Source organism: Thiomonas bhubaneswarensis (assembly GCF_001418255.1).
GTDB lineage: Bacteria > Pseudomonadota > Gammaproteobacteria > Burkholderiales > Burkholderiaceae_C > Thiomonas > Thiomonas bhubaneswarensis.
On record NZ_LIPV01000005.1, the window covers coordinates 15,325 to 26,656 of the forward strand.

The window sequence follows — 11,332 nt, forward strand, 5'->3', positions numbered from 1 at the left end:
GGCGCACCAGGACTGGAAAAAGCGCCTGCTGCAATGAGTCTGTGACAACTGCAACGACAACCTCGATCCCGAACGGATTGCCAAGGACAATCTCTGCGCATTGGGGATGTGGCTTTATGAGCGCAAGGCCCAGAATCCCATCCTGTCCAAGGACGCGAACGCGCTGTTCACCCGCCTGCTGGAAGAGCACGCCCAGTTTCACCTGGCAGCCGCGCAGGTCGCCAGAATGGCCTTGGAGGGACAACGTCAGGAGGCACTCACCCAGTTGCAGGGTGGGGAATACGCACGCATCTCCAACCGGGTCATTGCCACACTCGGCGAGCTGTATCTCAAGCGGCGTGAATTTGGGATGGATTAGCTGCAGTGTTTGAGGACTACGGCGGTTGCCATGCACTGACCCCAACGACCAAAAATCCCGCGATGGCGTGAACAATTTCACGCCATCCCCTAAAGATTGCTGCCACATCGGGGTTCTACCCCTGGATCGACTTTACGTTCACCATAAAAATTGCGTCAGGTTGATGTCAGAAACCTCAGCTTCGAGCAAATCAATTCTGACATTGATTTTTCGCAAAAGAATGGAGACATGCAGTGCACACTACGGGGATGGGTCTAATGGGAGACCGTGTCTGGAGGAGACGATATTCGGCGCCTCAATTCTGGCGGCAAAGCGCGAATTGCGGCCACGACGAAACGACTGACGGATTGGAGCGGGACGACCATTCATCAGTGCGCGTAAGGACATGACGGCATGATGGATCAACTACTGCCGCCGTGTGAACAGCCCATTCGATTGGTGCCCATTCGGGGTGAACCAGAGGAAGCCTCGTCCTGGCGCGTTCTCAGCCTTCCTTGCGAGCATTCCACCGGATCCGTCAGCGGTGCACATGAGCGCGAACGGCTACTCGTCGCACTTGCTGGAGCGCTGGGAGGATTGATCGATCCCGCCGACTGCGCATCGGTCATGCAAAGCCTCATCGAGGAAATCGTGACCGCGTCTGACCAAATTACGCTGGCTTGGGCGTGGATTGGCAAACCGGAGGATGAGGCCATTGCGCCTCTATGCGTGGCAGGACAAGAGGAGGTTTTCGGCCGCGCGATGCGTATCAACCGCGACCCTACGACTGCACACTGCCCGATCTTTCAGGCGCTAACGCAACATCGCATCATCTATATGCCCATGTCTCCACGCAGCCCTTACAAACCATGGAGGCGTGCAGCTCAACAATATGGCTTCGAAGAAGTGCTTGCCGTTCCGATTGATCTTGATGTAACGGGTCAACACGGTGTGGTTGTGTTTTACGCGGTTGAGCGGGGCTACTTTGCCCGTATCGGGATGCAACCCTTTCGTGCGCTCGCCAAGCTTGGCCAGGTTGCTGTGCATCAAGCACAGCTCATCACCCGCCTCCAAATCCAAAGTTCGATCGATCCGTTGTGTGGCACGCTCAATCGCCACGCGACTGAGCAAATTCTGGAACAAGAATTTTCTCGTGCGCGACTCAGCCACGACGGCTTTGGGCTGATCCTGCTTGATCTTGACCGCTTCAAGCTCATCAACGACTCCTACGGACACATGGCCGGAGATGAAGCCCTGCGCGAAACCGTCTCCGTGCTGCGTCGACATGTCAGGTCCTCGGATCACATCGGACGGTGGGGAGGTGAGGAGTTTCTTGTCATCCTCCCTCACCAAACGATTGAACAGGTTTATGCCACGGCCGAGCGATTGCGCAGAGCAATCGAGTCGATCTGCGTCAAGCATGAAGGTCGCTGCATCCAATTCACCGCAAGTTTTGGCATCACGACATGGTCAGGTCAGTCCTGCACACCGGAACGCCTGATCTCGCGACTCGATTCATTTCTCTATGACGCAAAACGCTTGGGGCGCAACCAGGTGCGAGGTGCTGACGGGCGCGGCAGCGAGACGCTGTCTCTCGGAGCGCAAATCCAGGTGGCGTTGGAGACCCAGCGCATGCGTGTGGCGTATCAGCCGTTGGTTGACCTGCGCACTGGCGCTGTGGTCGCACAGGAGGCACTGGCCCGACTGATTACAGCTGAGGGCACCGTCATGCCAGCCAGCGCTTTTATCGGTGCGGCACACCGTCTGCGCATGGAATGGCGGATCGACGAAGCTGTATCGCGCCAAGCGCTGGCGCACTGTCTGGCGAGCACGCAGCAGGGTGTACACCCTCAAAGACATCTCATCAATTGTTCGGCGGATTTTCTGGCACGTCCGGACTGCATTGAAAGATTGCTCAGTGCCGCAGAACGCAATTGCGCGGATTGCGCTGACGTGTTGCATGGCCCGCACAAGCCAGTCATCATTGAAGTCACCGAGCGCCAGTTGCTCGGCGATCCCGCAAAAACGCGGCAACTGCTACAGCCCTTGCTCGATTTCGGATTCGAACTCGCTGTGGATGACTTCGGGAGCGGCTACTCGTCGTTTCTGTATCTGCTCGACCTTCCGGTGCGCTACCTCAAAATCGAAGGCGAACTCGTGCGCCGCTCTGTGGGGGAGTCACGCGCACGCACCATGATCGAGGCCATTCAGGCCATGGCTCGGCGCTTGGGCATTTGCACCATTGCCGAGGGCATCGAAGACCAAGCAACCTGTGACTTGATGCGCGACCTCGGTATCGACTGGGGACAAGGTTACTTGATTGGACGGCCGGAAATTTCCTGAAAAAGAACCCAGAGGGAGGAGAAACCATGTTTCATATTGACTATGCCCTGTTTGCACCCTGGCACGCGCTGGCTGGTGGCGTGATGATCGGAGCGGCCGCCGGCATCATGGCGCTGTTGGGAGGAAAAGTCATGGGTTGCAGCGGAATCGCAGGTGGCAATTTGCATGATCTGATCGAAGGCATACCCACTCAGGCCTGGCGATGGTCGTTTTTGCTGGGGGTCCTGCTGGGCACCGTCGGGTGGCTTGTACTTGAGGGGCCGATTCCCGGCGCATCTCAACCTCTGCCATGGCTTGGTTACACCGTCGGAGGATTGGCTGTTGGCTTTGGCACACGGCTGGGTTCAGGCTGCACCAGCGGACATGGCGTGTGCGGAATTCCCCGGTTGTCCCAGCGTTCGCTCGTTGCGGTGGCCTGCTTTTTTTGCACGGCCATGTTGACCGTGTTCATTTCCCACCATCTTGTGTGAGGCAAACCATGATGAATCTGATTGCCATGGTCTGCGGCCTCTTGTTCAGTCTCGGTCTCTTGGTCTCTGGCATGGTTGATCCGGATAAAGTGATCGGCTTTCTGAATATCGCCGGGCATTGGGACCCCAGTTTGGCGTTCGTGATGATTGGAGCAATCCTCACCAATCTACTTCCGATGCGGCTGGCCATGCGGCGCAAGGAATCCATGTTGTTGCACTGCCCAATGGATCTACCGAAAGCGTCGCAAATCACCAAGCGTCTTGTCTTTGGCAGCGTGATTTTCGGCCTGGGTTGGGGTTTGAGCGGCATCTGTCCTGGTCCTGCTCTGGTCAATATTGGTACTGCACAGCCCGATCGCTTGCTGTTTTTTGTGTTTATGGTTCTCGGCATGGGGGGCTATGAAATCTGGAATCGGCAAATCTCGAACCAACGTACCCCCGTCGCACATTTTTCTGACGCATTGGAACTTCTGCCATTGGGACGAGAGATCCAGCCGCCGCTGCGTGCCAAACTTGCCGCGCAGGGAGATGGCCATCAGATGACGATCCTGATTGATACGCCGCTTTCTGTGGGTGAACGGTACTGGGTGATGCAATCAGGACAAACGCGGCGACAGGCGCGCTGTTATGTGGTGCAACACTTTCGCCCAGGCGTTCGAGAGGGCGACATAGCCAGCGCCGTCCTGGTTGCTTATCTCTTACTCGACATTCCTGAGCCAGCCCTTGTCGATGACTCAGCCAGTTCACCATTGAACTCTGCGCAAAAGGAAATGGCATGACAACGACGTTAAGCGAGAGCACAACGCGCGATGCCGCACGCTCTCATCTGTTGCTCTGGGCGATTCCAGCCCTGTTGATGACATTTGGTGAGGAGGGATGGCGTTTGCAGGAAAGTAACGCTGCAGCCGACGAATTTGCGATGGCAGGCGGAATCGACTTGTCGCGCGATGCCCCCACTTGGCTGCCGAGCACGGCCAAGGATTTAGCCTTGTCGCAAGACGGCACCGCAAACCGCCAGTCACCGAAATTCCTTGGGGTGGAAAGGCAGATCGGAGCGAGACCATGCCGGCTGCACATCACGGCCTGGCCCAGTGCGCAAGACTTGCTCCTCGTCCAGATGATTGATCTTTCAGCACGTCAGTTTGCCGAGACAACCACACGCGATGTCATCAATATTGTCAACAGTTCGGGCAGGGTTCTGGGGCAGACTGCTGACCAGATCTATGCCACCATCGAGGGCGTTGAGCAGGGTCTACGCACCACGGAAATGAGCGAAGTCGATAACAGGACGCATGTCGACTCGCTCGTGGGCAATGTCAAATCAATCTCGACGATTGCATCGGATATTCGCGCCATCGCATCCCAAACCAATCTTCTGGCCTTGAACGCGGCAATCGAAGCAGCGCGGGCCGGCGAAGCGGGGCGCGGATTCGCCGTCGTCGCCGACGAAGTCAAGAATCTATCGCGGCGGGTTCAAGCCGCGACCCAAAGCATTACCGAACTTGCCGACGGAATCCGTGGCGTGTCCGGGGGAATCAAATCGGCATGCCATGCGTCGATGCAATCCGTCGAGGCTTCGCACGCTCTGCTCGAACGTTCAACAGCCGATGTAATGCAGATGCGGCGGGTTTCGCATGTTTCCAGTCTTCGTGCAGCGAAAGGCGGTCATCGACTTTTTGTTTTCCGCGTGCAAGGAGATCTGGAACGTGAGGCGCCGTTGCTCAAGCCTGATAGTCTGGCCACGCACCATAGCTGCGGCCTCGGGGATTGGTATGAGGCCAATCGCAGCACGCAGCTGGGACGGCTGGCCAGTTTTCAGGCCCTGGAGAAACCGCACGCCCGCCTTCATGAGTTGGTGCGTGATTTCGCCAAGCTCCTGCAGGAAAGGCAGCGGCACAAGGCGCTTGGGCTCATGCAAGATATCGACCGAGAACTGGAGATACTGCTAGCTGCCATCGACACATTGATACGCGAAATTGAAACCGTGCTTGAGGGATGAGATACCCCCAGCTCACCAGGCATGTCGTGCCCCGATGCCAGTAAACAAATCGAGGATTTGAGTGGACGATGACACGATCTGAAATTTCCAGTGCACTGGTGATGCGAGCTTTCGACGCCATCCCGGAGTCCTGCGTGCTGACCGATGCCGATCAGACCATCATCACGGTCAACCGTGCCTTCACTGCGCTGACCGGCTACACGGAACAAGAAGTGATTGGACAGACCTGTCGCATCCTTCAAGGACCACGCACCGACCCCGTCGCACTCGAAAAGATGCGCCTGGCCATCCAGGCCGGGGAGGTATTCCGCGGATGTCTGTGCAACTATCGCAAGGATGGCACGACCTTCTGGAACTCGATCACGATCACCCCATTGCGCGATGCCAAAGGCCAAATCACCCACTTCGTCAGTGTGCAGCGGGATGACACAGAAAAGCATCAAATCTGGGAAACCCTGCGCGAGCAGTCGATTCATGACCCCCTGACCCACCTGCCCAATCGGGCCGGGTTGGTGCAGCACCTCACTCTGGCAATTGCCAGAGCGCAGCGCGATCACAAGATGTTGGCCCTGGGCATCATCGACCTCGACGATTTCAAGCCCGTCAACGACACCTGGGGACATGCCGCCGGTGACATCCTCCTCGCCGAATTCGCACAGCGTCTAGGCCATCAGCTTCGCGCGGTCGACTTTCTTGCTCGACTCGGTGGCGATGAATTCGTGGTGGTGTTGGAGGGGCTGGCATCCGAACAACTCCAGAGCCAGATCGTCAATCTGGCGCGTCGTTTGCACACGGCAGTCGAAACCCCTTTCGAAGTCATGCCCAGGCAGTTTGCCGAAGTCGGCATGAGCATGGGCGTGGCCATCTACCCTGGCGACGGGCAGGAACCCGACGCCCTCATGCGCTTGGCCGATGCTGCGCTGTATGAGGCGAAGTCACAAAAAGCGAACCGTCCGCATTGGTGGCGTTGTCACAGCAGCCTCTGCGAGGGCGGATTCGAGCAACCATCCCTCTATCTGCCCAGCGAACTCGACGCCTATGGGCCCAAAGCCAGTGAACTGCTCATTCAGATCCAGGATCACCTGCAGCATGTCGGTGCGCAGTTTGTCCGGGAGTTTTATGCCGAAGTACATCAACGGCGTGAGCCATCAGCCATCCTCGGGCATCTCAGTGCCGAGGAATATGCGCATTTGCAGGACAAGCAGATGGAGCATCTGCGCCAGTTGCTGTCCCCTGCGACATCGGAATCCCAGCACCAAGCGCAAGCTGCGCAACTGGGGCAAGTCCACGCCTTGATCGGACTGGATGCCAGCGAGATGATCCTGGCCATGCAGGATTACACCAGTCTGGTCCATCGTGCGATTCAATCCCTGCCCTGGCGTAGCGATCGCCGCACGGAACTCATGGGTGTCATCGGCGAGCGGCTCAAACGAGAAATGCATTGGGAGCTCCAAGGCATGCGACAGATCGAGCAAGCGCGGCAGAGCGTGCTCGCCAATCTCGATTCGATGGCCGAGGACTGGAGCCGCAAGCAGGAAGGCAGCCTGATTGCCATGGCACTGCAGGCCTTGCTCCGCCACTTACATGGGCTTCGGGGTGCCGCTTATGGTGAAGCGGATGCACATGGACAGATTTCCCCGGTTGCCGAGGCAGGGGTTGTCGAGATCTATCTGTCGGACCTGTCGCAGTCCGGGGTGGCGCTCACCTTTGATCCTCAAAATCCGCAGGTTGGCCAGAGCAGTACTGTGCGCGCCTGGGTGACTGGCCAGATTGCAACCGTGCCAAACTACGCAACGGTCGACACGCTCGCCGATGTGGCTCCCATTGCGCGCAAGCATGGCATTCGCAGTGCAGCAACCGTGCCGGTTTTCGATATTCAAGGCAATCCGGTCGGTGTCATTACCCTCTTTGGTGGCTATCCATGCCAGTTTGAGTCCTGGGCGGCACAACTCTGGCTACGTTCATTGCAACAATTTTTCCAGCGCCATGCCAAATCAATCTCGGCAGGTCGCGCTGCGATCGGCATGCCGTCGTCACAAGAACGCCAACGCTATCGGCGCTTACTGCACAGTGATCGCCTCAAGATGTTCATGCAGCCCTTGGTGGATCTGTACACCGGGCGTTTGGTCAAGGTCGAAGCTTTGGCGCGCCTGCAAGACGGATCGGACTGGATCACGCCTGGGACCTTTCTTCCGGCTCTGGGTGCGCATGATCTCATTCATCTGTTTCGGAACGGGCTGTCGCAAGCACTGCAGTGGCTGCATCGCTGGGATACCGATGGGCTCGTGCTGGACGTCAGTGTCAATTTGCCTCCAACCGTCCTGGTTTCGCCCGAGTGTGTCGACTGGGTGCGTCATGCCTTGGAGGCAACCGGAATCGACCCGCATCGATTGATCCTGGAGCTTCTCGAAACGGAGGACATCGAGAACCACGCGGCCCGCGACAAGGCCATTCAATCCCTGGCTGAACTCGGCGTGCAATTGGGAATGGATGATCTTGGGTCGGGTTACAGCGGCCTGCAACGCTTGCAGACTCTGCCGTTTCATGTCGTGAAAATCGATCAGGCCGCCGTGCGGCAGGCAATGGAAACGCCGGACCGATCGATTCCGTTTTTGGGCGCCTTGGTCCGAATGACGCAGGCCATGGGCATGCGCGTGGCGATGGAGGGCTTGGAATCCGAAGAACTGATCGAGATGGCGGCCTGTCTAGGGGTGGACTGGGGACAGGGCTTTGCCATAGCCAAACCGCTTGCGCCCGAAGCGATTCTGGCATGGGCGGTCGACTGGAACTGGACGCTCGATCCGGATCGACCGCGACATGCGCTGGGGAAGCAGGCCCAGATTTTTCGACAGGAATCGTTACCCTTCGACTGGAAACATGCGATTGAGACTCACAAAAAATGGAATGTGGCCTTCTTTGAACGTCTAAGGGGTCAGGGCAAACCATTGAATTGGAAAGTGGTCTGCCGTGATGATGTCTGTCAGCTGGGCCGCTGGCTCTATCGCCACCGTCAAACCGATGTACCAGCGTTGCGATCCTTGTATGAGCAAGCCCTGAAGACGCATGCCCAGTTTCATCACATGGCGGGGGACTTGGTGCGTCGTGCCGAACAAAATGGAGATGTCGTCAATGTTCTGGCGGAACTGCAAAATGGTGCTCTCGTCGACCAATCGAATCAATTGATCCATCTCCTGAATGCGCTCAGTGAGGCATCGATGAAGTTTTGAAGTGTTTGTGCCAAGTGGTCGTGTCGAAAGAAAATTGACTCGTAGGCACTTTGCATCGTTTTGGAATGGCTACTCATCGGCCTGAACGGCATCTAGGCCGTCTCGCGCAATGGCCGATGTCGACCCGCCCCATAAGAGTCATTCGCTTTATGAGAAGCGGACTCACATACGCCTCCGCTTCTCGAAATTCACCTGCAATTGCACCGGTCAGCCCCCCTCAATCGAGACCGGATCGCGAGAGGGCCGGCCGTTGACTCATGGACTTGGCCGTCTCGATGGCGTTGTCTCAAAAACTGTGGTTTGTGAGGCGATGCCATTCCGCAAAAAGCGAGCCGATGAGGACTGCGCAATGTTTCGTTACGTTGCGACACATGTCCTGCATTGACGAATCGCCTTTACAGAATAACAATGATTCGCATTACGTTGATGGAGCGGCAATGCGAATCATCCAGTGGACCCGAGGCTTAGCTTGTGTGGGCGGCTTGTTTCTCGGCGCGCAAGCGCAGGCGCAGTCATGGTCGGTGCAGCCATGCGATGTGGACGACTACATCACCAAAGCCATCGGGATCGAGGAACCATGGTTAGAAAATGCGGCCTATGTCTTTGCCCAGACCAACACCAATGGCACGCCACGGTCGCTGACGCTTTCCCCTGAGATCGAGGGCCAGTTCAGTGAGCGTCTGGGCATGGAGCTCGATCTTCCAGCCTACACCGCGAACGCGCCTTTCGGGCGTGGAAATGGAGCGTTTGGCCCCGTCGCAGCGGGATTGAAGTTTGCGGCTTTGCATACCTGTGATTTGAGCGAGGGGCGTGCCAGCCTATTGACGGCCGAAGTGGAAGGCCAGTACTGGGCCGACCCGCGCCCAAGTGTGCTGCCGGGGCAAGGCAATGCGGTGACGGCTCAGGTGATGTGGGCGCAGCTCTGGTATCCCTGGTTCACCCAGGGAGAGGCTGGCTATACCCAACGCATCGGGACGGGTATCGCCAGTGGCTGGTTCCTCAACACCAGTTTGGGGCATGCCATAGGGACTGCTTATGCTGCGCAAGTGGAAGTGGAAGTCGACAACCAGTTGGTCATGGACGACGGACGGCGGGGTATGGAGGGAAGTGTGATGCCACAAATTGCTTACCACCTCACACAACAATGGCTGCTGGCCCTTGGTGAACAGGCGTCATTTCAACAAGGTACGTCGCATCCGCAATGGTCCACTTGGGTGATGCTGGAGCGGGAATTCTGAGGTGATGGGCTAAGAACTTATCCGTAAATAGATAAAATGACGCTTCGAGTCGTGGCGTGTGCGGCGTGGGAGCGATACGGTGGCCAAGCGGGTTGCGTCGTGGGTTGTGACAGATGCATTCTGGGAGCGAGTGGAGCCGCTGATTCCGCAGCGGGCCGTGCCGGCGGACAAGATCTATCGACGCAAGCCTGGCGCGGGCCGACCGCCGAAGCCGGCACGGCAGGTGTTCGAGGCCATCGTGTACGTGCTGCGCACAGGCTGTCAGTGGAAGGCACTACCCAAGGAGCGGTTCGGCAGCGCCAGCGCCGTGCACAAACGCTTCCTGGAATGGGAGAGGGCCGGCTTCTTCGAAGCGCTGTGGAAAGCGGGCCTGGCCGAATACGACGACATGCAGGGCATCGCCTGGCGATGGCAGAGCGTGGACGGTGCGATGATGAAGGCGCCATTGGCGCAAGAAGCGGTCGGGCCGAACCCGACCGACCGGGGGAAAAAAATGGGAGCAAGCGCCACCTGCTGGTGGACGGCCGTGGCGTCCCGTTGTCGCTCATCGTGACCGGGGCGAACGTCAATGATGGCAAACGCCTGGACGAAGTCCTGGGTGCCATCAGGGTCAAGCGTGAGAGTCCGCCGACGAGGCGCCACAAGCATCTGTGCGCCGATGCCGGCTACCGCAGTGCCGACAATGCGCGCACCAATGACAAGCACGGCTATATCCCCCACGTCGTCGACCGTCGCAGGGAAGCGGACATCAAGCGGCGCGACCCGAAGAAGAAGGCCCGGCGCTGGGTCGTCGAGGTTTGCCATAGTTGGTTCAACCGATTCCGCAAGCTACTCGTGCGCTACGAAAAGCTCGAGCGCAGCTTCCTCGCACTCAACCACCTCGCCGCAGCCATCATCGCGTTTCGGAAAGTGCCGCTCAAGGTCAACATTATTTACGGATAGGTTCTAAGGCTACGCTGAACAGCCCGCCGCGTTCAGCGTAGCCTTAGCCCAGCACATCCCGCAGCGCGATGTTCACAGAGTTGACGTCAAATCCAGCCGGATCAAATGGGCCACCAAACCACCGACGCATCGCCTTGTGTTCCTCATGGGTCGGGTCGAGAACAGCCTCCAGAAAGCTGAGGTAGCCAGGAGGCCCACCCACGTCCTCTGGTGGACAGGCATTCTGCCCTTCCAGGCACTGCGGCCAAGTGTTGTACTCGGGGTCGGGCTTGAGAAGCTGCTCCACGGTCACGACATGGCACCAATCGTCGCCGAAGTCATAGGTGTAGATGAAGTTATGCATGCTCGTGCCCAGCAGATCAGCCAGGCGGAAGTCCTTGTCGAGCTTGGCGGGCTTGTCAACCGGGTACTCATCCAGAGCCATGCCGTAGCGCTGCCCTTCGATCTCGAATTCGTGAAGGTGGCTGTTCGTCCACCCCATGATTGTTTGAATCACCCGATCCAAGCCCGCCAGAGTGATGGCACCAGGCACCCAAAACCGGCGCCAGACCCTCGGCTCGATATAGAGCAGCTGAATGTGCAGCTGATAGATGCTCTTGGCGGGTGCGCGGCGACTGGTGGTCTTTGCGGGCAGCATAGCTAGGCTCATGTGGTCAGTGCTTGATATTGTGCCTTTGCGCGGTGTGCGGGAGTTGGATTGTGCTTTGGAGATGCACAGAAAAATTCCTCGCGCAATGCAAGCCGTGGAAGCTCTACAAATTGTGTGTCTGATGGCA

Annotated in this window: 9 protein-coding genes and 1 pseudogene; 9 read left to right on the forward strand and 1 reads right to left on the reverse strand. The window is 57.9% G+C overall.

Annotated features, from left to right (window positions below; all coding sequences use genetic code 11):
- The first annotated feature begins 76 nt into the window (after positions 1-76).
- The 9 genes and pseudogenes from ASC45_RS07550 (at position 77) to ASC45_RS15495 (ending at position 10,556) form a co-directional block, all read left to right on the forward strand.
- The gene (locus ASC45_RS07550) at positions 77-358 is read left to right on the forward strand and encodes a CZB domain-containing protein (protein WP_342665695.1); all 282 of its coding nucleotides are present in this window, start codon (positions 77-79) and stop codon (positions 356-358) included.
- 393 nt (positions 359-751) lie between these two features.
- Positions 752-2,680, forward strand: a complete 1,929-nt coding sequence (locus tag ASC45_RS15490; RefSeq protein WP_082454312.1) for a putative bifunctional diguanylate cyclase/phosphodiesterase — start codon at positions 752-754, stop codon at positions 2,678-2,680.
- Positions 2,681-2,706: 26 nt separating this feature from the next.
- The gene (locus ASC45_RS07565; protein ID WP_055450442.1) at positions 2,707-3,150 is read left to right on the forward strand and encodes a YeeE/YedE family protein; all 444 of its coding nucleotides are present in this window, start codon (positions 2,707-2,709) and stop codon (positions 3,148-3,150) included.
- Between the two features lie 8 nt (positions 3,151-3,158).
- Positions 3,159-3,929 carry a YeeE/YedE family protein gene (locus ASC45_RS16185; RefSeq protein ID WP_072243009.1) on the forward strand — a complete coding sequence of 257 codons (771 nt, stop codon included), beginning with the start codon at positions 3,159-3,161 and terminating at the stop codon, positions 3,927-3,929.
- A gap of 488 nt (positions 3,930-4,417) precedes the next feature.
- Positions 4,418-4,705, forward strand: a pseudogene (locus ASC45_RS16230) (methyl-accepting chemotaxis protein); the annotation flags it as partial.
- Positions 4,706-4,768: 63 nt separating this feature from the next.
- A complete protein-coding gene (locus ASC45_RS16235) occupies positions 4,769-5,149 on the forward strand; it encodes a CZB domain-containing protein (RefSeq protein WP_245610008.1) in 381 nt (126 codons plus the stop codon).
- Positions 5,150-5,217: 68 nt separating this feature from the next.
- On the forward strand, positions 5,218-8,376 hold the full coding sequence (locus ASC45_RS07580) for an EAL domain-containing protein (protein ID WP_082454314.1): 3,159 nt from the start codon (positions 5,218-5,220) through the stop codon (positions 8,374-8,376).
- Between the two features lie 371 nt (positions 8,377-8,747).
- The gene (locus tag ASC45_RS07585) at positions 8,748-9,614 is read left to right on the forward strand and encodes a hypothetical protein (RefSeq protein WP_141655751.1); all 867 of its coding nucleotides are present in this window, start codon (positions 8,748-8,750) and stop codon (positions 9,612-9,614) included.
- A 79-nt stretch (positions 9,615-9,693) separates the two neighbouring features.
- Positions 9,694-10,556 (forward strand): IS5 family transposase gene (locus tag ASC45_RS15495; protein WP_141655752.1). Its coding sequence is split into 2 segments (ribosomal slippage): positions 9,694-10,102 and positions 10,102-10,556, totalling 864 coding nucleotides; the frame shifts between segments, so codons are not numbered across the junction.
- Positions 10,557-10,599: 43 nt separating this feature from the next.
- On the opposite strand, the gene ASC45_RS07600 is transcribed toward ASC45_RS15495, so the two are convergent.
- Positions 10,600-11,193, reverse strand: a complete 594-nt coding sequence (locus ASC45_RS07600; RefSeq protein WP_055450447.1) for a plasmid pRiA4b ORF-3 family protein — start codon at positions 11,191-11,193, stop codon at positions 10,600-10,602.
- Positions 11,194-11,332: the final 139 nt, after the last annotated feature.

What these genes read in the sequence shown, in the direction of transcription:
- ASC45_RS15490 (WP_082454312.1), top strand. Translation starts at nt 752, where the DNA reads ATGATGGATCAACTACTGCCGCCGTGTGAACAGCCCATTCGATTGGTG.
- ASC45_RS07565 (WP_055450442.1), top strand. Translation starts at nt 2,707, where the DNA reads ATGTTTCATATTGACTATGCCCTGTTTGCACCCTGGCACGCGCTGGCT.
- ASC45_RS16185 (WP_072243009.1), top strand. Translation starts at nt 3,159, where the DNA reads ATGATGAATCTGATTGCCATGGTCTGCGGCCTCTTGTTCAGTCTCGGT.
- ASC45_RS16235 (WP_245610008.1), top strand. Translation starts at nt 4,769, where the DNA reads ATGCGGCGGGTTTCGCATGTTTCCAGTCTTCGTGCAGCGAAAGGCGGT.
- ASC45_RS07580 (WP_082454314.1), top strand. Translation starts at nt 5,218, where the DNA reads ATGACACGATCTGAAATTTCCAGTGCACTGGTGATGCGAGCTTTCGAC.
- ASC45_RS07585 (WP_141655751.1), top strand. Translation starts at nt 8,748, where the DNA reads ATGTCCTGCATTGACGAATCGCCTTTACAGAATAACAATGATTCGCAT.
- ASC45_RS07600 (WP_055450447.1), bottom strand. Translation starts at nt 11,193, where the DNA reads ATGCTGCCCGCAAAGACCACCAGTCGCCGCGCACCCGCCAAGAGCATC.